Source organism: Duganella sp. GW822-FHT06D06 (assembly GCF_058799615.1).
This window is the reverse complement of the sequence record NZ_JBXALQ010000005.1, coordinates 107,743-131,982: the sequence shown is the minus strand read 5'-3', so window position 1 is coordinate 131,982 and position 24,240 is coordinate 107,743. Positions and strand designations below refer to the sequence as shown.

General features: G+C 64.8%; 23 protein-coding genes. 10 read left to right on the top strand and 13 right to left on the bottom strand.

Annotation, left to right across the window (positions count from 1 at the left end; all coding sequences use genetic code 11):
- Window positions 1-46: 46 nt before the first annotated feature.
- From AC1RMD_RS11265 to AC1RMD_RS11250, 4 genes are all read left to right on the top strand, one after another.
- Window positions 47-1,090, top strand: a complete 1,044-nt coding sequence (locus tag AC1RMD_RS11265; protein WP_020704971.1) for a type IV pilus twitching motility protein PilT — start codon at window positions 47-49, stop codon at window positions 1,088-1,090.
- 107 nt (window positions 1,091-1,197) lie between these two features.
- Window positions 1,198-2,334 carry a PilT/PilU family type 4a pilus ATPase gene (locus tag AC1RMD_RS11260; RefSeq protein ID WP_492926624.1) on the top strand — a complete coding sequence of 379 codons (1,137 nt, stop codon included), beginning with the start codon at window positions 1,198-1,200 and terminating at the stop codon, window positions 2,332-2,334.
- Window positions 2,335-2,344: 10 nt separating this feature from the next.
- Window positions 2,345-2,830 (top strand): glutathione peroxidase, encoded by a 486-nt coding sequence (locus AC1RMD_RS11255; RefSeq protein ID WP_492926622.1) that lies wholly within the window; start codon window positions 2,345-2,347, stop codon window positions 2,828-2,830.
- A 127-nt stretch (window positions 2,831-2,957) separates the two neighbouring features.
- Complete coding sequence (locus tag AC1RMD_RS11250; RefSeq protein ID WP_492926620.1) at window positions 2,958-5,507, top strand: EAL domain-containing protein; 2,550 nt, start codon at window positions 2,958-2,960, stop codon at window positions 5,505-5,507.
- Here AC1RMD_RS11250 and glcF read toward each other — a convergent pair.
- The 4 genes from glcF to AC1RMD_RS11230 form a co-directional block, all read right to left on the bottom strand.
- Complete coding sequence (gene glcF / locus AC1RMD_RS11245) at window positions 5,490-6,713, bottom strand: glycolate oxidase subunit GlcF (protein WP_492926618.1); 1,224 nt, start codon at window positions 6,711-6,713, stop codon at window positions 5,490-5,492. The genes AC1RMD_RS11250 and glcF overlap by 18 nt on opposite strands.
- A 13-nt stretch (window positions 6,714-6,726) precedes the next feature.
- Window positions 6,727-7,806: a glycolate oxidase subunit GlcE gene (gene glcE, locus AC1RMD_RS11240; RefSeq protein WP_492926616.1), complete on the bottom strand. Its 1,080-nt coding sequence runs from the start codon at window positions 7,804-7,806 to the stop codon at window positions 6,727-6,729.
- Between the two features lie 10 nt (window positions 7,807-7,816).
- Entirely contained in the window at window positions 7,817-9,316 is a 1,500-nt protein-coding gene (locus AC1RMD_RS11235) for an FAD-linked oxidase C-terminal domain-containing protein (RefSeq protein ID WP_492926614.1), read from the bottom strand.
- Between the two features lie 73 nt (window positions 9,317-9,389).
- On the bottom strand, window positions 9,390-10,148 hold the full coding sequence (locus AC1RMD_RS11230) for an MBL fold metallo-hydrolase (protein WP_492926612.1): 759 nt from the start codon (window positions 10,146-10,148) through the stop codon (window positions 9,390-9,392).
- Between the two features lie 12 nt (window positions 10,149-10,160).
- On the opposite strand from AC1RMD_RS11230, the gene AC1RMD_RS11225 reads away from it, so the two are divergent.
- Both AC1RMD_RS11225 and AC1RMD_RS11220 read left to right on the top strand, forming a co-directional pair.
- Window positions 10,161-10,610 (top strand): winged helix-turn-helix transcriptional regulator, encoded by a 450-nt coding sequence (locus AC1RMD_RS11225; RefSeq protein ID WP_492926610.1) that lies wholly within the window; start codon window positions 10,161-10,163, stop codon window positions 10,608-10,610.
- Window positions 10,611-10,653: 43 nt separating this feature from the next.
- The gene (locus AC1RMD_RS11220) at window positions 10,654-11,208 is read left to right on the top strand and encodes a cob(I)yrinic acid a,c-diamide adenosyltransferase (protein ID WP_020704961.1); all 555 of its coding nucleotides are present in this window, start codon (window positions 10,654-10,656) and stop codon (window positions 11,206-11,208) included.
- A 5-nt stretch (window positions 11,209-11,213) separates the two neighbouring features.
- Here the strand turns inward: AC1RMD_RS11220 and AC1RMD_RS11215 are convergent, their stop codons facing one another.
- The 4 genes from AC1RMD_RS11215 to AC1RMD_RS11200 all read right to left on the bottom strand — a co-directional run bounded on the left by AC1RMD_RS11215 (window position 11,214) and on the right by AC1RMD_RS11200 (window position 15,145).
- Window positions 11,214-11,966 (bottom strand): M48 family metalloprotease, encoded by a 753-nt coding sequence (locus tag AC1RMD_RS11215; protein WP_492926608.1) that lies wholly within the window; start codon window positions 11,964-11,966, stop codon window positions 11,214-11,216.
- A gap of 162 nt (window positions 11,967-12,128) precedes the next feature.
- Window positions 12,129-14,000: a 1-deoxy-D-xylulose-5-phosphate synthase gene (gene dxs, locus AC1RMD_RS11210; RefSeq protein ID WP_492926606.1), complete on the bottom strand. Its 1,872-nt coding sequence runs from the start codon at window positions 13,998-14,000 to the stop codon at window positions 12,129-12,131.
- Complete coding sequence (locus AC1RMD_RS11205) at window positions 14,001-14,891, bottom strand: polyprenyl synthetase family protein (protein WP_492926604.1); 891 nt, start codon at window positions 14,889-14,891, stop codon at window positions 14,001-14,003.
- The gene (locus AC1RMD_RS11200) at window positions 14,888-15,145 is read right to left on the bottom strand and encodes an exodeoxyribonuclease VII small subunit (RefSeq protein ID WP_492926602.1); all 258 of its coding nucleotides are present in this window, start codon (window positions 15,143-15,145) and stop codon (window positions 14,888-14,890) included. The genes AC1RMD_RS11205 and AC1RMD_RS11200 overlap by 4 nt, the downstream gene beginning before the upstream one ends.
- Window positions 15,146-15,463: 318 nt before the next feature.
- On the opposite strand from AC1RMD_RS11200, the gene AC1RMD_RS11195 reads away from it, so the two are divergent.
- The 3 genes from AC1RMD_RS11195 to AC1RMD_RS11185 are packed head-to-tail and all read left to right on the top strand — an operon-like array spanning window position 15,464 to window position 18,361.
- A complete protein-coding gene (locus AC1RMD_RS11195; RefSeq protein WP_492926600.1) occupies window positions 15,464-16,564 on the top strand; it encodes an aromatic ring-hydroxylating oxygenase subunit alpha in 1,101 nt (366 codons plus the stop codon).
- 7 nt (window positions 16,565-16,571) lie between these two features.
- Entirely contained in the window at window positions 16,572-17,495 is a 924-nt protein-coding gene (locus AC1RMD_RS11190; protein ID WP_492926598.1) for a DMT family transporter, read from the top strand.
- 11 nt (window positions 17,496-17,506) lie between these two features.
- Window positions 17,507-18,361 carry a sulfurtransferase gene (locus AC1RMD_RS11185; protein ID WP_492926596.1) on the top strand — a complete coding sequence of 285 codons (855 nt, stop codon included), beginning with the start codon at window positions 17,507-17,509 and terminating at the stop codon, window positions 18,359-18,361.
- Here AC1RMD_RS11185 and AC1RMD_RS11180 read toward each other — a convergent pair.
- The 5 genes from AC1RMD_RS11180 to polA form a co-directional block, all read right to left on the bottom strand.
- Window positions 18,358-18,666, bottom strand: coding sequence for a type II toxin-antitoxin system RelE/ParE family toxin (locus AC1RMD_RS11180; RefSeq protein ID WP_492926594.1), 309 nt, complete (start codon window positions 18,664-18,666; stop codon window positions 18,358-18,360). The two genes, AC1RMD_RS11185 and AC1RMD_RS11180, sit on opposite strands and share 4 nt — an antisense overlap.
- On the bottom strand, window positions 18,638-18,919 hold the full coding sequence (locus tag AC1RMD_RS11175; RefSeq protein WP_492926592.1) for a hypothetical protein: 282 nt from the start codon (window positions 18,917-18,919) through the stop codon (window positions 18,638-18,640). Before AC1RMD_RS11175 ends, AC1RMD_RS11180 begins: the two co-directional genes overlap by 29 nt.
- A gap of 61 nt (window positions 18,920-18,980) precedes the next feature.
- Entirely contained in the window at window positions 18,981-19,682 is a 702-nt protein-coding gene (locus AC1RMD_RS11170; RefSeq protein ID WP_492926590.1) for a ZIP family metal transporter, read from the bottom strand.
- Between the two features lie 185 nt (window positions 19,683-19,867).
- Window positions 19,868-20,752: a dienelactone hydrolase family protein gene (locus AC1RMD_RS11165; RefSeq protein ID WP_492926588.1), complete on the bottom strand. Its 885-nt coding sequence runs from the start codon at window positions 20,750-20,752 to the stop codon at window positions 19,868-19,870.
- A 36-nt stretch (window positions 20,753-20,788) separates the two neighbouring features.
- Complete coding sequence (gene polA / locus AC1RMD_RS11160; protein ID WP_492926586.1) at window positions 20,789-23,572, bottom strand: DNA polymerase I; 2,784 nt, start codon at window positions 23,570-23,572, stop codon at window positions 20,789-20,791.
- Between the two features lie 244 nt (window positions 23,573-23,816).
- Between polA and AC1RMD_RS11155 the strand changes: the two genes are divergently transcribed.
- Entirely contained in the window at window positions 23,817-24,221 is a 405-nt protein-coding gene (locus tag AC1RMD_RS11155; RefSeq protein ID WP_492926584.1) for a hypothetical protein, read from the top strand.
- Window positions 24,222-24,240 lie beyond the last annotated feature (19 nt).

Genomic DNA, 24,240 nt, shown 5'->3' with positions numbered 1-24,240 from the left:
ACCGGCCGGAACAGCACCACACCAACGTCAGGCACAGGGATTATAAATGGACATCTCCGAACTTCTCGCATTCTCCGTCAAGAACAAGGCCTCGGACCTGCACCTGTCGGCCGGGCTGCCGCCGATGATACGGGTGCACGGCGACGTGCGCCGCATCAACCTGCCGCCGCTGGAGCACAAGGACGTGCACGGCATGATCTATGACATCATGAACGATGGCCAGCGCAAGGCCTACGAAGAGATGCTGGAATGCGACTTTTCGTTCGCGATACCCGGCCTGGCGCGTTTCCGCGTCAACGCCTACAACCAGGAACGGGGCGCCTCGGCGGTGCTGCGGACGATTCCGTCCAAGATCCTCAGCCTGGAAGAGCTGAACGCGCCGAAGATCTTCGCCGAGTTCGCGCTCAAGCCGCGCGGGCTGGTGCTGGTAACGGGGCCGACCGGTTCCGGCAAGTCGACCACGCTGGCGGCGATGGTCAACCACCTCAACGAAAACGAATACGGCCACATCCTGACGATCGAAGACCCGATCGAGTTCGTGCACGAATCGAAGAAATGCCTGATCAACCAGCGCGAAGTGGGGCCGCACACGCTGTCGTTCAACAACGCGCTGCGTTCGGCGCTGCGGGAGGATCCGGACTGCATCCTGGTCGGCGAGCTGCGCGACCTGGAGACCATCCGTTTGGCGCTGTCGGCGGCCGAGACCGGCCACCTGGTGTTCGGCACCCTGCACACCTCGTCGGCGGCCAAGACCATCGACCGTATCGTCGACGTATTCCCCGCCGATGAAAAGGAAATGGTGCGGGCGATGCTGTCCGAATCGCTGCAGGCGGTGATCTCGCAGACGCTGTTGAAGACCAAGGACGGCAACGGCCGCGTGGCGGCGCACGAGATCATGGTGGCGACGCCGGCGATCCGCAACCTGATCCGCGAAGCCAAGATCGCGCAGATGTACTCGGCGATCCAGACCGGCAGCAACGTCGGCATGCAGACCCTGGACCAGAACCTGACGGACCTGGTGCGGCGCAACGTCATCAGCGCCGCCGCCGCCCGCAGCGCCGCCAAGACGCCGGACAACTTCCCCGGCTAAAAACAGGGGGTCAAGTCTGACATTCGGACACGGCCTCGGCCGTAAGCGCAGCTACGGCCGAGGCCGTGTCCGAATGTCAGACTTGACCCCCAACGAAAGGAAACATCATGGAACGCGACCAGGCCTCCAAATTCATGTTCGACCTGCTGCGGTTGATGACCAGCAAGAAGGGCTCGGATCTGTTTATCACGGCCGGCTTCCCGCCCGCCATCAAGATCGACGGCAAGATGACGCCGGTGTCGTCGCAGGTGCTCACGTCCGCCCACACCATGGACCTGGCGCGCTCCATCATGAACGACAAGCAGACCGCCTCGTTCGAACTGACCAAGGAAGCCAACTTCGCCATCAGCCCTGGCGACCTGGGCCGCTACCGGGTGTCGGCGTTTGTGCAGATGAGCTCGGTCGGCATGGTGCTGCGGACCATCACCAGCGAAATCCCCAAACTGGAAGACCTCGGCCTGCCCGAGGTGCTCAAGGACGTCGTCATGTCCAAGCGCGGCCTGGTCATCATGGTCGGCGCCACCGGCTCCGGCAAGTCGACCACGCTGGCGGCGATGGTCGGCTACCGCAACGAGAACAGCTACGGCCACATCATCACCATCGAAGACCCGGTCGAGTACGTCCACCCGCACAAGAACTGCATCATGACCCAGCGCGAGGTGGGCGTCGACACCGAGGACTGGGCCATCGCGCTGAAGAACACGCTGCGCCAGGCGCCGGACGTGATCCAGATCGGCGAGATCCGCGACCGCGAAACCATGGACCACGCGATCGCCTTCGCCGAGACTGGCCACCTGTGCCTGGCCACCCTGCACGCCAACAGCGCCAACCAGGCGCTCGACCGCATCATCAACTTCTTCCCCGAGGAACGCCGCCAGCAGCTGCTGATGGACCTGTCGCTGAACCTGAAGGGCATGATCTCGCAGCGCCTGATCCCGCGCAAGGAGTCCAAGGGCCGCGCGGTGGCGATCGAAATCATGCTCAACTCGCCGCTGATCTCGGACCTGATCTTCAAGGGCGAAGTCCACGAAATCAAGGAGCTGATGAAGAAGTCGCGCGAGCTCGGCATGCAGACCTTCGACCAGTCGCTGTTCGATCTGCACGAAGCGGATATCATTAGCTACGAAGACGCGCTGCGCAACGCCGACTCCGTCAACGACCTGCGGCTGGCCATCAAGCTCGAAGGCAAGGCCGCCAAGAACCGGGATCTGTCGGCCGGAACCGAACATCTGGGCCTCGTCTAAGGAAAACCTTTTGAATACAATTTACGACATCAGCGCCGACAAGCTGTCCGGCGCCCCCGTCAAGCTGGACCAATACCAAGGCCAGGTGCTGCTGATCGTCAACACCGCCAGCAAGTGCGGCTTCACGCCACAATACAAGGGCCTGGAGCACGTCTACCAGCAGTTCAAGGACCAGGGCGTGGTGGTGCTGGGCTTCCCGTGCAACCAGTTCGGTGCGCAGGAGCCGGGCCAGGCCGAGGAGATCGGCGCCTTCTGCGAAAAGAACTACGGCGTCACCTTCCCGCTGTTCGCCAAGATCGACGTCAACGGCGAGCACGCCCACCCGCTGTTTACTAAACTGAAGAAAGACGCCCCCGGCATCCTCGGCACCGAGGCCATCAAATGGAACTTCACCAAGTTCCTGATCCGCAAGGACGGCACGGTCTACAACCGCTACGCTCCCGCCACCAAGCCGGAAGATCTTGTCGCCGATATCACTAAACTGCTGGCGGAATAAGCACCCGCAAGCCACGCTTCACAACAAATTGTAAAAAGAGTGAAAACGTTTTCCAAAAAACGTGCTTCCGGTTAACTTTTCGGTAATAATGGCTTCTGGTCATTTCCAATTATCGAATCCGCCGCCTATGTCGTTGTTTGGAAAACTACTGTCGCGCTGGATGCGGATGGGGATGTACTCCCGGCTGTTCATCCCCATCTTCATCATCATCGCCATTGTGATCGGCGTGCGATACACCCTATTGTTTCAGTCGGAAAGCGCGTATGCCAACGCCCGCTACCAGAAGGACGCGGGCGACCTGGGCGTCTATCTGCACAAAGCCCTGCTGCCCGCGCTGTCCACGCCGGACCGCGCCGCCCTCGACAACACGCTGTCCAGCGCCCTGTTGCTGGAGGCCGACCTGGTCTCGGCGCGGCTGGACTACGCCGGCGGCCACCTGGAAGCGCTGCGCGGCACGCCGCCGCCGGCGGACTACCCGGCCTGGTTCCGCGGCCTGCACGGGCTGGAACCGATCAACCGCACCATCTACATCGGCGGCGCCAGCCTGGTGCTGGGCTTCGAGCCGACGCTGCCGCTGGCGCAGGTGTGGCGCACGTTGCGCCAGCAGGCGGCGATCTCGCTGATCAACATCACCATCATCTACACGCTGCTGGGCATCATCATCTTCGCCAACCAGCGCATGCTCAAACGCGTGACCGACACCACCACCCGTTTCCAGAACGGCGACCACAGCGTGCGCCTGCCCATCGGCGGCACGCTGGAGGCGCGCATGCTGGCGGTCACCTTCAACAACATGGCGCAGCGCGTGCAGGCGCTGGTGCACAAGCTGCAGCAAAGCCAGAACGAACTGAGCGACCAACTGGCGCAGACGCTGGAAGCGCAGGCGCTGCTGCAAGTGGAGAAGGAACGCATCGAAGTCACGCTGGCCTCCATCGGCGACGCCGTCATCACCACCGATTTAAGCGGCAGGATCGCCACCATCAACGACGTCGCCCAGCAGCTCACCGGCTGGCCCGAGGCGCGCGCGCGCGGCATGGAGCTGCACCAGGTGTTCGTGCTGGCGAATAATTTCGGCCAGCATTCGCTGCTCAAGTCCATGGCGGCGATCTACGCCGGCGGCGAAGTCATCAAGGTCGGCAACCAGAGCCTGCGCAACCGCATGGGCGATATCATTACCGTCGAATACACCGCCAACGCGATCCGCTCCGCGCGCAACGAAGTCCAAGGCTCGGTGCTGGTGTTCCGCGACGTGACCGAGCGCCGCCAGTTGATGCAGCAGATCTCCTGGCAGAGCAACCACGACATCCTGACCGGCCTGCCCAACCGCTCGGCGCTGGCCACCCGCTTCGAGCAGGAAGTCATCCGCGCGCGCGAACAGGACTACCTGCTGGCCGTCTGCCTGTTCGACCTCGATCACTTCCAGCACGTGAACCAGACGCTGGGCCAGGACATCGGCGACGAGATCCTCAAGCAGGCCGCCAGCCGCCTGCACGACTTTGCCGGCCAGCGCCATTACGTGGCGCGCCTGGGCGGCGACGAATTCGTGCTGCTGCTGCCGGAGATGGACAACCGCGCCGCCGTCGAGCAGGCGCTGGACCGCTTGATGGCGGCGCTGTCGCGCGAATACCTGTGCGACGGCGAAGCGGTCGGCATGTCGGCCAGCGTCGGCGTGGCGGTCTACACCGGCAGCGAGATCAGCGCCGACAGCCTGTTGCGCCACGCCGACCAGGCGCTGTACCAGGCCAAGATCACGGGCCGCAACCGCTATCACTTCTTCGACGCCGACCTGGACGAGCAGGTGCGCACCCACCACAACCGCCGCACCGAAGTGCGCGCCGCCCTGCTCGACGGCGAACTGCGGCTGTACTATCAACCGAAGCTGGACATGCGCAAGGCCCGCATCGTCGGCATGGAAGCGCTGCTGCGCTGGGAGCATCCGCTGCGCGGCGTGGTCGGGCCGGGCGACTTCCTGCCCATCGTCGAACACAGCGACGTCATCGTCGATATCGGCGAATGGGTGCTGCGCGAGGCCTTGCGCCAGTTGCAGGACTGGCGCGCCTTCGACGCGCGCTGGGTCATCAGCGTGAACATCGCCGCCCGCCATTTCCAGCGCGCCGATTTCGTCGAGCGGCTGACCGCCATCCTGGCCGAGTTCCCGGACGTGCCGCCGCATATGCTGGAGCTGGAGATACTGGAGTCGTCGGCCTTGAGCGACATCGCCCACGTGCGCAGCATCATGCTCGATTGCCAGGCGCTGGGCATCAGCTTCGCGCTGGACGATTTCGGCACCGGTTATTCGTCGATGTCCTACCTGAAGCGGCTGCCGGCGGACATGCTGAAGATCGACCAGAGCTTCGTGCGCAATATGCTGGTGGACCGCGACGACCTGCACCTGGTCAGCGCCGTCATCGGCCTGGCCAAGTCCTTCGGCCTGGGCGTGATCGCCGAGGGCGTGGAAACCATGGAACACGGCGCCGTGCTGATGCGCCTGGGCTGCGACCTGGTGCAAGGCTACGGCATCGCCCGGCCGATGCCGGCCGACGAGGTGCTGCCCTGGGTCGCCAGTTTCGACACGGCGGCCGTGTGGCAGGCGGCCGCGCAGCTGCCGCCCATCCTCAGCCTGCACGCCGAGCCGGCCGGCGGCACCGCGCAGATGCCGCTATTTGTGCAGGGCTGAGTCGATCAGTTCGATCCAGTGCCGGACCGGCGTATCCGTGCCCGACTGCAGGTGGGCGGTGCAGCCGACGTTGGCGGAGACGATGGTGGTGGCGCCGGTATCGGCCAGGTTGGCCAGCTTGCGGTCGCGCAGTTGCAGCGACAGCTCCGACTGCAGCAGCGAGTAGGTGCCGGCCGAGCCGCAGCACAGATGGCTGTCCGCGCACAGCACGACATCGACGCCGGCCGCGCACAGCACACCCTCCACCTTGCCGCGTATCTGCTGGCCGTGCTGCAGCGTGCACGGCGGATGGTAGGCCACCCGCTCGCTGACGCTGGCGCGGCGCTTCAGTTCTTCCTCGAATTCCGGCATCACTTCGCTCAGGTCGCGCGTCAGCGCCGAGATGCGCTGCGCCTTGGCGGCGTAGGCGCTGTCGTGCGCCAGCAGGTGGCCGTACTCCTTGACGGTGACGCCGCAGCCGGAGGCGGTCATCACGATGGCCTCGACTGCGCCGTCCTGCACCTGCGGCCACCAGGCGTCGACGTTGCGGCGCATGTCGTCCAGCGCCGCCTGCTGGTCGTTCAGGTGATGGCGCACCGCGCCGCAGCAGCCGGCCTTGGGCGCGACGATCAACTGCACGCCCAGCGCATCGAGCACACGGGCTGTGGCGGCGTTGATGTTGGGCGCCATCGCCGGCTGCGCGCAGCCTTCCAGCACCAGCATCTTGCGCGCATGCGCGCGCGACGGCCACACGCCGGCGCTTTGCAGCGCCGGGATCTTGTCCTGCATGGCGGGCGACAGCAACGGCCGGAACAGCTGCCCCGCGCGTAATGCCGCAGTGAAGACCGCCTTGCGCGGCAAGGCTTCCTTCAGCACCAGCCGCTTCATGCGCTCGATGAAGGGCCGCTCGACGCGCTCCTCCACCACCTTGCGGCCGATGTCGATCAGGCGGCCGTACTTGACGCCGGATGGACAGGTGGTCTCGCAGTTGCGGCAGGTCAGGCAGCGGTCCAGGTGGGTCTGCGTCTTGACCGTCACCGGCGCGCCTTCCAGCACCTGCTTGATCAGGTAGATGCGGCCGCGCGGGCCATCGAGCTCGTCGCCCAGCAGCTGGTAGGTCGGGCAGGTGGCGGTACAGAAGCCGCAGTGGACGCAGGCGCGCAGGATGGCTTCGGCCTCTTCGCCTTCGCGGGTGTTCTTGATGAAGTCAGCCAGGTTGGTTTGCATAGGGTTCGCTAGTTCACTGGTACATGCGGCCGGGATTGAAGATCCCCGCCGGATCGAAGGACTGTTTCAACCGCTCGTGGATCTTCGCCACGGCCGGCGCCAGCGGATGGAACACGCCGACGCTCTTGTCCGCGCCCCGGAACAGCGTCGCGTGGCCGCCCGCCGCCGCCGCGGTGCGGCGTATGCCGGCCGCCTGTTCGGCGTCGGTGGCATCCACCTTGAGCCAGCGCTGCGCCCCGCCCCACTCGGTCAGCTGCTCGCCACGCAGGATGATGGCGCTGGCCGCTGGCGGCACCGACAGCCGCCACAAGCTGCCGCCGTCCTCGAAGTAGCCGTGCGTCTGGTCGCGCAGCGCAGTCCAGAATGCCGCGTCGTCGTCCAGCGGAACGCCGCCCAGCTTGCGCTGCGCCGCCTCCACCGCCGCCTCGGCGCCGGACAGCCGCAGCGACAGCACGCCCTGGTGCCAGCAGCTGGCCGATATCGGCAGCGGCTGGCCAGCCCATTCGTTCAGGTGGCGCAGCGCGTCGATCTCGCTCATCTCGAAGCGCAGGCTGGCTTCGCGCAGCGGCACCGGCAGCACCTTGAGCGACACCTCCAGTATCAGGCCCAGCGTGCCCAAGGAGCCGGCCAGCAGGCGCGATACGTCGTAGCCCGCCACGTTCTTCATCACCTGGCCGCCGAAGCGCAGCGCCTCGCCATGGCCGTCCATCAGCACCGCGCCGAGCACGAAATCGCGCACCGCACCCGCAGTGGCGCGGCGCGGGCCGGACAAGGCGCTGGCCACCACGCCGCCGACGGTCGATGCGGCGCCGTAGCGCGGCGGCTCGAAAGCCAGCATCTGCTGGTGCTGCGCCAGCAAAGCTTCGATCTCCGCCAGCGGCGTGCCGCAGCGCGCGGTGATGACCAATTCGGTCGGCTCGTAGGAGACGATGCCGGTGTAGGCGCGCGTGTCGAGCAGCTCGCCCTGCGGCGCCTGGCCGTACCAGTCCTTGCTGCCGCCGCCGCGCAGGCGCAGCGGCGTGCCGGCCTCCGTGGCGACACGTATGCGCTCGCTGAACTGTGCGGCGATGTGGGAATACGATTCGGTGGTCATGTCGCTCCGTTTAAAAGCGCGGCAGATGGGAAAACGGCAGCATGCCGCCGCTGACGCGCATCTTGCCGAATTCGGCGCAGCGGTTCAGCGTGGGGATGGCCTTGTCTGGATTGAGCAGGCCGGCCGTGTCGAAGGCGCGCTTGACCGAGAAGAAGGCATCCAGCTCGGCCGGCGCAAACTGCGCGCACATCGAATTGATCTTCTCTATGCCGACGCCATGCTCGCCGGTGATGGTGCCGCCCACTTCCACGCACAGCGCCAGGATCTCGGCGCCGAAGGCTTCGGCACGCTCGAATTCATCGGGGATGTTGGCGTTGAACAGGATCAGCGGATGCAGGTTGCCGTCGCCGGCATGGAACACGTTGGCGCAGCGCAGGCCGTATTTGGTTTCCATCTGCGCGATCCCTTCCAGCACCTGGCCCAGGCGCTTGCGCGGGATGGTGCCGTCCATGCAGTAGTAGTCCGGCGAGATGCGGCCCGCCGCCGGAAACGCGTTCTTGCGGCCGGACCAGAACTTCAGCCGCTCCGCCTCCGACTGCGACACCGCGATGGCGCTGGCGCCGGCCGTGTTCAGCACCGCCGACATGCGGGCGATTTCCTCTTCCACTTCCTCGATGGTGCCGTCGGCCTCGCACAGCAGGATGGCGGCGGCCTCGGTATCGTAGCCGGCCTTGACGAACGGTTCGACCATGCGCGACGAGGTCTGGTCCATCATCTCCAGCCCGGCCGGGATGATGCCGGCCGCGATCAGCGCCGCCACCGCGTTGCAGCCGGCCGTCACCTCGTTGAACGACGCCATGATCACGCGCGCGGTGGCCGGCTTGGGCACCAGCTTGACCGTCACCTCGGTGACGATGCCCAGCATGCCCTCGGAGCCGATGAACACCGACAGCAGGTCCAGGCCCGGCGCATCGAGCGCCTCGCCGCCCAGTTCCACCAGGTCGCCGTCTATCGTCACCATGCGCACGCGCAGCACGTTGTGCACGGTCAGGCCGTATTTGAGGCAGTGCACGCCGCCGGAATTCTCCGCCACGTTGCCGCCGATGGTGCAGGCGATCTGCGACGATGGATCTGGCGCGTAGTACAGGCCATGCGGCGCCGCCGCCTCCGAGATCGCCAGGTTGCGCACGCCCGGCTGCACCACGGCGGTCCGCGAATAGGCGTCCATGCGCACGATGCGGTTCAGGCGCGCGGTCGACAGCACCACGCCGTCGGCGATCGGCATGGCGCCGCCGGACAGGCCGGTGCCGGCGCCGCGCGGCACGATCGGCACCTTCAGCTCGCGGCACACCTGCAGCACGGCGACGATCTGCGCCTCGCTGTCGGGCAGCACGACGATCATCGGCAGTTGGCGGTAGGCGGCCAGGCCGTCGCATTCGTAGGGCCGGGTATCTTCCGGCTCGGACAGGATGGCGCGCGCCGGCAGCAGCTGCAGCAAGGCCGCGGCGACCTGCGCGCGGCGGGCGGCGATAACGGCCAATACGGCCGGATCGGGAGTGGCAGTGTTCATGGGGCGGGCACCTGGGAGCACGAGATCAGATATCGATTGTAAGCACAAACGCCCGCCGCTGTGGAATGTTTGACTACTTTACGCAACTATCGCCGGGATGATGGCAGTCCAAGCTCCTCAACCTGCCGGCGTGCGCGCGTACTTCGGCGGCCGGCAACGGGCCGCCGTGCCCCATGTAGAAGGTCTGCATGCCGGCATCGACCAGCTGCTGCAAGGCCGCCGCCGTGGCCTGCGGATCATCCTCGAACGGCGGACGGATCGCGTGCCCGGTGCGCACCAGGCCTCCCAGCAGGATGCCGGACGCGATCAGGTCGCCCACCAGCACTCCGCCGCCCGCCAGCTCGATCGACACCGATCCGGCGGTATGGCCGGGCGTATGGCGCGCCACGCCTTCCACGCCGTACTGCGACAGCGGAACAGGCTGGTCGTCGCCCATCAGGATATCCGGCGTGAACGGCACATAGGGCTGGCGTATCAGCCCGGTCTTGAGAAACAGGCGGCCGAACCACCCGGTGCTGCAAAAGGTCATCGGCAGCAGCTGGCGGTAGTAGGCAAGATCGCCGCGATGCGCCAGCACCGGTGCGCCGGTCAGCTCGCGCAGGCGCGCCGCGCTGCCGGCGTGGTCGACGTGGGCATGGGTGACGACGATCAGGCGGATGTCGGCAAAGCCCAGGCCGTGGCGCTTGAGCACGCGGGCGATCTTGCCCTCCGAGCCGGGCAAGCCAGCGTCGACCAGCACGCAACCGCCGGTGCCGATGATCAGGTGGCAGTTGACCATGCCGAAAGGCAGAATGGCGATGCGGACGATGCGGACGATATGCGGTGCAGCCATCGATACAGCTCCATGAAAACAGTCTATGATCACATTCTCAAGGCTGAACGCGGCCGCCACAAGTACGCACTTTTTGGTGCCTGTCGGTGTTTTGAAACGGATCTGCAAAGGAGCGCCATGAGCATGCGGCAATGGCATATCGAAAACCCGGTCGACTGCCCGCTGGTGGCGGCGATCAATATCGTCGGCGGCAAATGGAAGCCGATCATCCTGCACATGCTGGGAACGCGCGCCATGCGTTTTGGCGAACTTCAGCGCGGCATTCCGCCGGTCAGCCAAAAGATGCTGACGCAGCAGCTGCGCGAACTGGAGGCCGATGGCATCGTCCACCGCGCAGTAATCGCGGAAAAGCCGCTGCACATCGAATATTCGCTGACCGGGCTCGGCGCCAGCCTGTGGCCCGTGCTGCAAACGCTGTACGACTGGGGGCAGCAGCTTGTGGAGCACAAGGCCGCCGCGTAGTCTACAATCGCATCCTCACACTTTTCACGACTCAGGGAGCAGCATGGGCAATCGACTTTCCAAAATCGCCACCCGCACGGGCGACGGCGGCACCACCGGCCTTGGCGACGGCAGCCGCACCGACAAGGACAGCGTGCGCATTCACTCGATCGGCGAAGTCGACGAGCTGAACTCCCACATCGGCCTGTTGCTGTGCGAAGACATGCCGGCCGACCTGCGCGAAGAGCTGGTCACCATCCAGCACGACCTGTTCGACCTGGGCGGCGAGTTGTGCATCCCCGGCTACCAGATGATCACCGAAGCGCACGTCGAGCGCCTGGACACGCTGCTGGCCAAGTACAACGCCACCCTGCCGGCGCTGACGGAATTCATCCTGCCGGCCGGCTCGCGCGCGGCCTCGCAGGCGCACGTGTGCCGCACCGTGTGCCGCCGCGCCGAACGCGCCATCGTCACGCTGGGCAAGACCGAGACCATCCACGAGCATCCGCGCCAGTATGTGAACCGTTTATCGGACTTGATGTTTGTGCTGTCGCGGGTGTTGAACCGCTTCGGCGGCGGCAGCGACGTGCTGTGGCAACACGAGCGCAAACGCGGCTAAGACGTTTAACGGTTGGACTGAAACAGCAGCGCCATGCCCTTGGCCATGCTGAGGCGCGAGGCGCTGGCCGGATAGGCGCTGGACACCAGCGCCGCCTGGTCGCCGGTCGACAGCTTGCGGTAGAAGCTGACCATGTCGGCCGCCGGCCAGCCGGCGCGGTGCGTCAGCACCATGCCCAGTTGGTCCGCCTCCGATTCCTGCATGCTGGATAGTTTGGACAGGCGGATCTGCACCGACAGGTCGCTCTCCAGCCGCTCCATCACGACCTCCAGCGGCACCGCCGGATAGCGGTTCAGGAATAGCGCTTCCGACAAGGTTTCACGGTGATGCTCGGCCACCGCGTGCGCGACTTCGTGGCCCAGCAGGGCCGCCAGTTCGCCGTCGCTGAGGGCCAGCTGGCGCACGAAGGCGCTGCCCACCAGGATTTTTCCGCCGGCCATGCAGATGGCGTCGACTTCGGCGTCGCTGGTGGTATGAAACTCCCACTCCCACCCGGCCACCTCCGGCTTCAGTGCCACGGCGGCGCGTATCAGGCCCGCACCGATGGATTGCAGCCGCGCCAGCAGGACGCGGTCATCATCCAGACGCCCGGCCGCCGCCAGTCCGACCACGCGGTCGATATAACGGTCTTCCACCGTGCTAGCCACTTCCTCGGCGCTGAAACTCAATTCCTGCGCCCTGCCCGACTCGGGCACCTGCGCGCCCGCCATTCCGCAAGCGAACAGCAAACCGGCAAACAGGGAGGCGGCGGCATTCATGGCGATATAAACCGAATAAACTGTTTATACCAATATAGGATGCACTTTGGGGATAGGCAAGAAAAACCCGGGGGTCAAGTCTGACATTCGGACACGGGCTGTTCCGTAGTGCATGCTACGGAACAGCCCGTGTCCGAATGTCAGACTTGACCCCCGGTGGGTTTAGCCGTTGTTGACCACCAGGCGCGGCTCGGCGGCGGCGTGGCGTTGCTTGATCGAGGCGGTGATGCCGGCGGCGTCCAGGCCTACGCTGGCCAGCAGCTTGGCCGGATCGCCGTGGTCGATGAACTTGTCCGGCAGGCCCAGCATCTGCAGCGGCTTGACGATGCCTTCGGCGGCCATCGCTTCGGCTACGGCGGAGCCGGCGCCACCCATGATGGAACCCTCTTCCACCGTCACCAGGTAGTCGTGTTCGGCGGCCAGCTGCTTCACCAGTTCCACGTCCAGCGGTTTGACGAACCGCATGTTGGCGACCGTGGCGTCCAGCGCCACACCGGCGGCCGTCGCCGGCGCGACCATCGAGCCGAAGGCCAGGATGGCAATCTTCTGGCCCTTGCGCTTGATTTCGCCCTTGCCGATTTCTAGCGTGGTCAGCTCCGGCTTGATCGCGGCGCCGGCGCCGGCGCCGCGCGGATAGCGGATCGCCGCCGGTCCCTTGTACTGGTAACCGGTGGTCAGCATCTGGCGGCATTCGTTTTCGTCCGAGGCGGCCATGACCACCATGTTCGGAATGCAGCGCAAATACGCCATGTCGTAGTTGCCGGCGTGGGTGGCGCCGTCGGCGCCCACCAGGCCCGCGCGGTCCAGCGCGAACGTCACGTCCAGATTCTGCAGCGCGACGTCGTGGATCAGTTGGTCGTAGCCGCGTTGCAGGAAGGTGGAGTAAATCGCCACCACCGGCTTCAGGCCTTCGCAGGCCAGGCCGGCGCCGAAGGTCACGGCGTGCTGCTCGGCGATGCCGACGTCGAAGTAGCGCTGCGGATATTCCTGCTCGAAGCGCACCATGCCCGAACCTTCACGCATGGCCGGCGTGATGGCGACCAGCTTCTTGTCGGCGGCCGCCATGTCGCACAGCCAGTTGCCGAACACGTCGGTGTAGCTCATCTTGCCCGGCGCGGCGGCCGGCTTGATGCCTTCGGCCGGGTTGAACTTCGGCGTGCCGTGGTACAGCACCGGCTCCGCCTCGGCCAGCTTGTAGCCCTGGCCCTTCTTGGTGACCACGTGCAGGAACTGCGGGCCCTTGAGCTGCTTGATGTTCTGCAGCGTCGGCACCAGCGATTCCAGGTCGTGGCCGTCGATCGGGCCGATGTAGTTGAAGCCGAACTCCTCGAACATCGTGGCCGGAACCACCATGCCCTTGGCGTGCTCTTCCAGGCGCTTGGCCAGCTCCAGCACGGGGCCGGGCAGCACGGATTTGCCGACGTTCTTGGCGGCGGCGTAGAACTGCCCCGACATCAGGCGCGCCAGGTAGCGGTTCAGCGCGCCCACCGGCGGCGAGATCGACATGTCGTTGTCGTTCAGGATCACCAGCAGGTTCAGGTCTTCCTGCACGCCGGCGTTGTTCAGCGCTTCGAAGGCCATGCCGGCGGTCATCGAGCCGTCGCCGATCACGGCGATCGCGTGGCGCTGCTCGCCCTTGATCTTGGCCGCCTGCGCCATGCCCAGCGCCGCCGAGATCGAGGTCGACGAGTGCGCGGTGCCGAAGGTGTCGTACTCGCTTTCGTCGCGTTTGGGGAAGCCGGAGATGCCGTTCAGCTGGCGCAGCGTGTGCATGCGCTCGCGGCGGCCGGTGAGGATTTTGTGCGAATAGGTCTGGTGGCCGACGTCCCACACGATGCGGTCGTGCGGCGTGTTGAACACGTAGTGCAGCGCCACGGTCAGCTCGACCGTGCCCAGGTTGGACGACAGGTGGCCGCCGGTCTTCGATACCGAATCCAGCAGGTAGCTGCGCAGTTCATGCGCAAGCGGCGTCAGCTGGGTGCGCGCCAGTTTGCGCACGTCCGCTGGTGAGTCTATGTTTTCGAGCAATTTCATTTATGCCTTCCGCTGCACGATCAAATCCGCGAGTTCGCGTAACCGCAGAGCTTTTTCCCCAAACGGCGCGAGCGCTGCGTGCGCATCGAGCCGCAATTTTTGCGCCAGCGCGCGCGACGGTTCCAGACCCAGGATCGAGACATAGGTCGGTTTGTTGTCGGCGGCGTCCTTGCCGGCGGTCTTGCCCAGCGTGGCCGAATCGGCCGTGGCGTCGAGCACGTCGTCCACCACCTGGAATGCCAAGCCGATGGCGCGCGCATAGTCGTCCAGCGCGCTCAGCTCGGCCGGATCGAGATCCTTGCCGGCCAGCGCGCCCAGTACCACGGCGGCGCGCAGCAGCGCGCCGGTTTTGAGCTGGTGCATCTGCTCCAGCTGTTCCAGCGTCAGGCTCAGGCCCACGCTGTCGAGATCGATTGCCTGGCCGCCGCACATGCCGGCCGAGCCGGAGGCGTGCGCCAGCAGCCGCAGCATCGCCAGCTGGCGCGCGGCTGGAATGCTGTCCGCCTCGGACAGCACCAGGAAGGCCTGCGATTGCAGCGCGTCGCCGACCAGCAGCGCGGTCGCTTCGTCGTAGGCCACGTGCACCGTCGGCTTGCCGCGGCGCAGTGCATCGTCGTCCATGCACGGCATGTCGTCGTGCACCAGCGAATAGGCGTGGATCATTTCCACTGCGGCGGCGGCGCGGCTCAGGATGGCCGCGTCGGCGCCGAACAGCGCGCCGGCCGCGTACACCAGCAACGGACGCACGCGCTTGCCGCCGCCCAGCAGCGCATAGCGCATCGCCGCGTGCAGCTTGGTCGGCACCACCGTGACGGCCGGGAGGAAACCGGATAAATCGTTTTCCGACGCCGCCTGCACGGTCTTCATCCAATCGTCGAAGGCACCGTTCATTGTTCGGCCTCGCCGGCTTCCGCGTAAGGCTTGAGCATGTCGCCTTCCAGCACCTTGACCTGGGATTCCACTTTTTCCAGCTGGGCGGCGCAGAACTTCACCAGCTCCGAGCCGCGCGCATAGGCGGCCACCGAGGCTTCCAGCGGCAGTTGGCCTGCCTCCATTTGTGCAACCAGCTGCGCCAGTTCCGCCATCGCTTCTTCAAACGAGACGGGGGCGGCGGTGGTCGCGTCGGCAGTTAATTTCTTAGACATAATCACTCAGGTTTCAAGGCAAAAACACGTGCCAGCGCAGTGTAGCCCGTTATTTTAGAACAAACCACCTTATCCGGTGGAACTATAGCGGCCGAGCCGAGGGGGTAAACTATGGATTTTATCGCAATCGTCCCGATATCCCGCACAAGCATGCGTTTATTACAATGATACGCACCAAAACGAGCACGGCAGTCCGCTGAATCAAGGAGAAACGCGGTATAATCTCCGGTTCTGTCCGAAATACCATTTTCAACAACTTTGAATTCAGGTCTTTACGGATTCTGTCTCTCTTTGGTGCACATATTAAGGGGGGTTGGGATGTCCGATCTGGGTACCCACGCCAAGCTGGCGCGTCCACACGCGCAACTTCCGGTTGACGTCTACTTTGACGAAGCGCTACTGCAGCGGGAAATGCAGCAATTATTTCAGGCCGGCCCGCGCTACATCGGGCACGAGCTGATGGTGCCGAACGTCGGCGACTTCGCGACCCTCGTTTCCGAAAACGAAGGGCGTATGCTGGTGCGCAACGCAAACGGGCTGGAGCTGCTGTCCAACGTCTGCCGCCATCGCCAGGCGCTGATGTTCAATGGCCGCGGCAACGCCAACAACATCGTCTGCCCGCTGCACCGCTGGACCTACGACCTCAAGGGGGAACTGATCGGCGCGCCGCACTTCCCGGAGACGCCGTGCCTGAACCTGCCGAAGGCCCAGCTGCAAAGCTGGAACGGCCTGCTGTTCGAGCAGAACGGCTACAACGTCATGGAAAAGCTGTCCGAACTCTCGGTCGCCAAGGACCTGGATTTCTCCGGCTATATGTTCGACCACGTCGAGGTACAGACCTGCAACTACAACTGGAAGACTTTCATTGAAGTCTACCTGGAAGACTATCACGTCGAGCCTTTCCATCCGGGCCTTGGCGGCTTCGTCAGCTGCGAAGACCTGCGCTGGGAATTCGGCCGCGACTACAGCGTGCAGACGGTCGGCGTCAACCAGGGCTTGCAGAAATCAGGCTCCGAGATCTACAAGCGCTGGCAGGAGCAGGTGCTCAAGTTCCGCGGCGGCGAACCGCCTCCATATGGCGCGATCTGGCTGACGTTGTATCCGAACATCATGGTCGAGTGGTATCCGCATGTGCTGATCGTCTCGACGCTGTGGCCGGACGGCCCGCAGCGCACCAGGAACGTGGTGGAGTTCTACTACCCCGAGGAAATCGTGCTGTTCGAGCGCGAGTTCATCGAAGCGGAACGCGCGGCCTACTTTGAAACCTGCGCCGAGGACGACGAGATCGGTCTGCGCATGGATGCCGGCCGCAAGGTGCTGATGCAACGCGGCACCAGCGACGCCGGTCCTTACCAGTCGCCGATGGAAGACGGCATGCAGCACTTCCACGAATGGTACCGGGCCAATATCGATCTATAGGAAACCGATGCAGTCACTTTGGATGTTGTTTGCCAGTTTCATGTTCGCCGCCATGGGGGTGTGCGTGAAGCTGGCCTCGGAGCAGTTCTCCACATCCGAAATCGTGATGTACCGTGGCGTGGTCGGCGTGACCGTGCTGTTCACCATCATCAAACTTCAAGGCGGCAAATTCACCACCACCATGCCGGGCGCCCACTTGTGGCGCGGGCTGGTCGGCGTGGTGTCGCTGTGGCTGTGGTTCTACGCCATCGCCAAGCTGCCGCTGGCCACCGCCATGACGCTCAACTACATGGCGCCGATCTGGATCGCCGTGTGGCTGTTCGCGCTGGGCTGGTGGCATGCCAAGAACCAGGTCAAGTGGCCGCTGCTGGCGGCGGTCGGCATGAGCTTTGTCGGCGTCACCTTGCTGCTGCAGCCGGCCTTCCATTCGAATCAACTGACGCCGGCGCTGATCGCGCTCAGTTCCAGCGTGCTGTCGGCCATGGCTTACATGCAGGTGCGCAAGCTGGGGCTGGCGGGCGAGCCCGAGAACCGCGTGGTGTTCTACTTCTCGATCATGAACCTGCTGGCCGGCATCGCCGGCAATTTCGCGTTTGCCGGCGACCAGGGCGCGGTGTGGCATCCGGTCACCAGCGTGCACGGCGGCTTGCTGTTGCTGGGCATCGGCGTCTGCGCCACCAGCGCGCAGATCGCCATGACGCGCGCCTATCGCCTGGGCCAGACGCTGGTGGTGGCCAATCTGCAATACACCGGCATCGTGTTTTCCAGCGTGTGGGGCGTGTTGGTGTTCGGCGATGTGTTCAGCTGGCATAGCTGGGTGGGCATAGTCGTGATACTGGTGTCCGGTGTGGCCACAACGTTTTACAATACGCGTAACACCGAGCGCGGTAAGGCCATCGCCATTACCGATCCGATAGCCAGCGAAGTTTAAGGAACCCCGGAATGCACACCACTCTGATCGGCGCCGCCGAACTGTCCCAGCACCTGACCGACGACAATTGGGTGATACTCGATTGCCGCCACGACCTGATGAATCCGAACGCGGGCCGCGACGGCTTTGCCATCGGCCATATCCAGAACGCGCAGTTTGCCAACATCGATACCGATCTGTCGGGCGCCAAGCAGGGTGTGGACGGCAAGTTCCGCGGCCGCCATCCGCTGCCGGAGCGCACCGCGCTGATCGAGACCTTGCGCAGCTGGGGCATCAACGACGACACGCAGGTGGTGGCCTATGACGCGCACGGCGGCATGTTCGCGGCGCGCCTGTGGTGGTTGCTGCGCTGGGTGGGACATCCGGCGGTGGCGGTGCTGGACGGCGGCCTGGCCGCGTGGCAGTCGCAAGGCTTGCCGATGGTGACGCCGGAAGCGCCGCGCGCGCGCGGCACGATCCATGAGCAGCCGTCGCTGGCGCCGGCGGTGTCGGTGGAGGATGTGGTGGCCAACCTGGCGACGCAGGCGCGCACCGTGGTCGACGCCCGCGCGGCCGACCGTTATCGCGGCGAGAACGAGACCATCGATCCGGTCGGCGGCCATATTCCCGGCGCCAGGAACCGCTTCTTCAAGGACAACCTGAACGCCGACGGCCGCTTCAAGGATGCGGCGCAATTGAAAGAGGAATTCGCGCCGCTATTCGCCAGCGCGCCGCAGGCGATCATGCAGTGCGGCTCGGGCGTGACAGCCTGCCACAACCTGCTGGCACTGGAAGTGGCAGGCCTGACCGGCGCCGCGCTCTACCCCGGCTCCTGGAGCGAATGGTGCGCCGACCCGGCACGGCCGGTAGAGACTGGCACTCTCTAGATTTTTCGCACGCGTGCCTGCCGCACCCAACGCGTAACCGTGATTTCACCGCCAACAACGGTGTATTCAATAGTATGTCCGGTTTTTGGAATTGGAAATCGCCGGGTATTGCGACGCCGTGTCGGCGTGCCTATGCCCGGCTGTATTGCGATAGCATCCAACGCGGCCGATAATCGCTGCTGAATCAGAGTGCTGGTGCCTGGATCTTGCGCCCCGATGCGATGCAGCGAGTTGTTCAACGATGTTCGCGCGCGCGAATTCCAGCGCACCGGTAGCTTAGCCGGCGTTCCGCTTCCGCTTGGCATAACTCTCCACTATGCGTCTTGCTTCCGCCATGACTTCTTCATTTGGAATGGTCCGGCCAGCGGCAATATCTGCTTCAGCTTCTAGATCGGCCTGTACACCGTCCTCAACATCCTCGAATCCGTAGAGCCAGACATCAGGCCAGAGATGTTCCGGAGTCACGTCTGCAAGGTTCGCCAACCGTTCCAAGCGTGCACGGTCGGCGGCGGACAATGCCGCTAACGCTTCAGCCTGCTTTTTTTGTCTGGAGTTCATCCCACTATGATACTCCCGGCGCCGCCTGGTGCAAGCGCGCCGGATTGAGCGGTCACAAGCCTCAGTGGCCGTGGGTCAGCACCAGCACGATGACGACGCCGAGCGCAATCAGCAGCACTTGCGGGATGGTTTCGCGCAGCGTGGCGCGGCGCTGCATTTGCGGCATCAGGTCGCTGACGGCGATGTAGATGAAGCCCGACGACGCGAACACCAGCACATACGGGATCATGCTGCTGGCGCGGTCCAGCGTGTAGTAGCCCAGCAAGCCGCCGGCGATGGCCAGCAGGCTGCACAGCAAATTGTAGACATAGGCCCGCGTGCGCGAGAAGCCGGCGTTGAGCAGCACGATGAAATCGCCGATCTCCTGCGGAATCTCGTGGGCGATGATGGCCAGCCCGGTCACCAGGCCCAGCTCGGGATTGGCCAGGAAGGCCGCCGCGATCAGGATGCCGTCGGTGAAGTTGTGCAGGCCGTCGCCGACCAGGATCATCCAGCCGGCCTTGCCCGCCTCGCGCTTGTCGTGGCCGTGATGGTGGTGGTGGCCGTCGCCCTCGTGGTGGTGCGAATGGCGCAGGATGGCCAGCTTTTCCAGCAGGAAGAAGGCCAGCAAGCCAGCCAGCAAGGTCGCGAACAGGCTGCGCGCGCTGGCCTGCGATTCGAACGCTTCCGGCAAGGCGTGCAGCAAGGAGGTCGACAGCATGATGCCCACCGACAGGCTGACCATGCGCTCCACCACCTTCGACAGCAGCGTAAACGAGAACACCGCGGCAGCGGTGATGCTGACGACGCCGGCAACCGTGGTGGCCAGTAGGATGGAGATGAGTACGGGATCGATGTTATAGCCTCTTGTAGCAGGGACCGGACCGCTGCGCGCGGGCCGGGGGCGTCATTTTACCGCCCGGCCCGGTTTTATGCTCATCTTTGGCTAAAAACCCGGTAAAACAGCTCTTAAACCACGCCGTGTTGCTTGAACCACGCCTGCAAACGGGCCCAGCCGTCCTTGGCGTCGGCCTCGACGTAGCTGGCGCGGTAGTCGGCATGGAAGGCGTGGCCGGAGTTCGGATAGACAACCAAGACCGCCTTGTTCGGCCCCTTGGCCAGTGCCGCCTTCATCGCCGCGACCGCGTCCTGGGTGATGCCGGTATCCTTCAGACCGTACAGGCCCAGCACCGGCACCGTCAGAGATCCAGCGATATCAACTGGGTGCCTGGGAGTCACCGGAGTGCTGTCGCCCATCAGGCGGCCGTACCAGGCCACGCCGGCCTTGATGCTCGGATTGTGCGCGGCGTACATCCAGGTGATGCGGCCGCCCCAGCAGAAGCCGGTGATGCCGATCTTGTCGCCGTTGCCGCCGTTGGCCTTGGCCCAGGCCACGGTGGCGTCGAGGTCGGCCATCACTTGCGCGTCCGGCGTCTTGGCGATGATGTCGCGTTGCAGTTCGGCGATCGAGGCGGCCTTTTGCGGATCGCCCTGGCGCACGAACAGGTCCGGCGCCAGCGCCAGGTAGCCCAGCTTGGCGAAGCGGCGGGCGACGTCGGCGATGTGCTCGTGCACGCCGAAGATTTCCGATACCACCAGTATCACCGGCAGCTTGGTCTGGCCTTCCGGCTGGGCGCGGTAGACCGGCATTTGCACGCCGTCCACCGTCAGGGTGATGGTGCCGGCGACCAGGCCGGCGCTGTCGGTCTTGATGACGTTCTGCGCCACCACCGGCAGCGCGGCGGCGGCAAAGCCGGTGCCCAGCGCTACTTTCAAAAAGTCGCGGCGGTCGACGCCGTCCGACAGACTGGTTTTGGTCAACAAACTCTCTGCATCCTGCGTCAAATCATCCATGCAATACCCCCACGATTAGTGTGTGGAAGCACATTCTCAATGCGCTTCATCCCAGTTCCTGCCCACGCCAACTTCAGCGGTCAGCGGAACCTTCAGCTCCGCCACGCCGGCCATCAGCTTCGGCAGCATTTCCTTGACCAGCGCCAGTTCGGCGTCCGGCACTTCCAGCACCAGTTCATCATGCACCTGCATGATCATCTTGGTCTGCAGCTTATCCTGTTCCAGCCAATCCTGCACCGCCACCATGGCCAGCTTGATCAGGTCGGCCGCCGTGCCCTGCATCGGCGCGTTGATCGCGGCGCGTTCGGCGCCCTGGCGGCGCGGGCCGTTGGGCGAATTGATCTCCGGCAGCCACAGGCGGCGGCCGAACACGGTCTCCACGTAGCCGCGCGCCTTGGCCTGCAGGCGGGTGTCGTCCATGTACTGCTTGACGCCCGAGAAACGCGCGAAGTAGCGGTCGATATAGCTTTGCGCCGCGCCGCGCTCGATGCCCAGGTTGCCGGCCAGGCCGAACGCGCTCATGCCGTAGATCAGGCCGAAGTTGATCACCTTGGCGTAGCGGCGCTGTTCGCTGCTGACCTCTTCCGGCGCCACGCCGAAGATCTCGGCGGCGGTGGCGCGGTGAATGTCGACGCCCTCGGCAAACGCGCGCAGCATGTTCTCGTCTTCCGAGATGTGCGCCATGATGCGCAGCTCGATCTGCGAATAGTCGGCCGAGACGATGTGGCTGCCCGCCGGCGCGATGAAGGCTTCGCGGATGCGGCGGCCTTCCTTGGTGCGGATCGGGATGTTCTGCAGGTTCGGATCGTTGGAGGCCAGGCGGCCCGTCACCGCCACCGCCTGCGCGTAGTTGGTGTGCACGCGGCCGGTGTCCTGGTTGATCCCTTTGGGCAGCTTGTCGGTGTAGGTCGACTTCAGCTTCGACAGGCTGCGGTATTCCAGCAACACTTTCGGCAGCGGATAGTCCTCGGCCAGCTTTTGCAGCACTTCCTCGTCGGTGGACGGCGCGCCGCTCGGGGTCTTCTTCACCACCGGCAGCTTCAGCTTCTCGAAGAAGATCTCGCCGATCTGCTTCGGCGAGCCGAGGTTGAACGGCTGCTCGGCCAGTTCATGCGCCTTCGCTTCCAGCTCGACGATGCGCTTGCCCAGTTCGGCCGACTGGACGTTGAGCAGCTCGGCGTCGATGCGCACGCCGTTGCGTTCGATCTTTTGCAGCACCACGGCGGTCGGCAGTTCGATGTTGCGGTAGATGAAGTTCAGCCTGGCGTCGTTCTCCACTTCACCGATCATCGCCAGGTGCAGGCGCAGCGTGATGTCGGCGTCTTCCGCCGCGTACTCGGTGGCGCGGGCGATCTCCACCTTGTCGAAGGTGATCATGCTGGCGCCCTTGCCGCACACGTCCACGAACGGGATGGTGGTGTGGTTCAGGTGGCGCAGCGCCAGGCTGTCCATGTCGTGCGTGCGGTGCGATTCGAACACATACGATTCGAGCAGCGTGTCGTGATGGATGCCCAGCAGCTTGGCGCCGTGGTTGGCGAAGATGTGGCTGTCGTACTTCAGGTTCTGGCCGACCTTGAACTTGGCGGCGTCTTCCAGCCACGGCTTCAGCCTGGCCAGCACGTGCTCGCGCGACAGCTGCTGCGGCACGCCGGGATATGCGTGCGCGACCGGGATGTAGCAGGCCACGCCCGGCTCCACCGACAGCGAAATGCCGACCATTTGCGCCGTCATCGGCTCCAGCGACGTGGTTTCGGTGTCGACCGCGGTCAGCTGGGCGGCGTCGATCAGCGCGATCCACTTGTCCAGCTGGGCGTCGGTCAGCACGGTTTCGTAGTGGGTGTCGAGCTTGGGCGCTTCGCCGAACATGTCCAGGTTGGCGGAGACGGCGCCGCCGGCCGCCGGTGCGGCGGCCGCAGCGGCGGCGGCCTTGCCGGCCGCGCCGACCGGCGCCGACGGCGTGCTTCCGCCCAGTTCGCGCAACAGCGTCTTGAAGCCGTACTTGCTGAAGAAGGCCAGCAACGTTTGCTGGTCTTCGCCGCGCGCCACCAGCGATTCGGCTATGGTGGCCATGTGGGCCGACAGGTCGCAGTCCAGCTTGACGGTGATCAGTTCGCGGCCCTTGGGCAGCCATTCGAGCGCGCTGCGCAGGTTCTCGCCCACCGCGCCGCCGATCTGGGCGGCATTGGCGATCACGCCGTCCAGCGAGTCGTAGGCGCTCAGCCACTTGAGCGCGGTCTTCGGGCCGCACTTGGAGACGCCCGGCACGTTGTCGACGGTGTCGCCGATCAGGGTCAGGTAGTCGATGATGCGGTTGGGCGGCACGCCGAACTTGGCCAGCACGCCGGCCTCGTCCATTTTCTCGTTGGTCATGGTGTTGATCAGCATGACCTGCGGATTGACCAGCTGCGCCAGGTCCTTGTCGCCGGTGGACACCACCACGTTCATGCCGGCCTGCGCCGCCTGCACCGACAGCGTGCCGATGACGTCGTCCGCCTCCACGCCCTCGACCATCAGGATGGGCCAGCCCATGGCCTTGACCGCCTCGTGGATGGGCTCGATCTGCAGGCGCAGGTCGTCCGGCATCGAGGCGCGCGTCGCCTTGTAGTCGGGATACATGTCGTCGCGGAAGGTCTTGCCCTTGGCGTCGAACACGCAGGCGATGTAGGCGGCCGGGTAGTCGGCGCGCAAACGGCGCAACATATTGACCATGCCGTGCATGGCGCCGGTCGGATGGCCGTCCGGGCTGCGCAGGTCGGGCAGCGCGTGGAAGGCGCGATAGAGGTAACTGGAACCGTCAACTAACAGCAGGGTATTTTGCATAGAAACTGGATATGGGTGAGGGCGCCGCGCAACAATGGCGGCAAGGCCACGAATGGCGCATTATCGCAGGTTTTGGCGGCGCTTCCGCCCGCCCACGAGGGTCTTTTCAAAATAACAATACCCCAGCGTCGCCGTGGGGAAATCGGCTTTTAAAAACAGCGAAGCGTGTCTGTTTGTTACAATGGATCATACATAAAAATTTGACGGTTTTTCACAGCCGTATTTCACCCTAAGGCGATCCATCATGACGCGCACCTCCATTCTTGTGCCTGCCCTCCTCCTGACGCTCGGCGCCCACACGGCGTTTGCCCAGTCGACTCCGAGCCAGGCGCCGCCAAAACTGGAAAAGATAGAGGAAGTGGCCGGCGACGCGATCACCGTGACCGCCAAGCCTACGCCGGAACGCAAGATCACCGAAAAGCGCGACAACAGCGGTCAGGTGACGGAAGCGACCGTCAAAAGCGGCCCCAGCACCTACACGCTGAAGCCGAACCGCCCGGCCGGCACCGCCTTACCCGGCGATGCGATGGGGGGCGCCAACCGCGGCCCGCAATGGACGGTGATGGAATTCGACATCGGCAAGAAAAAGAAGAAAACCACGGAAGAAGACGGCTCGACGGACAGCACCGCGCCGCCTGCCGTGAAATAACCCGCGCGCCCGCCCTGCG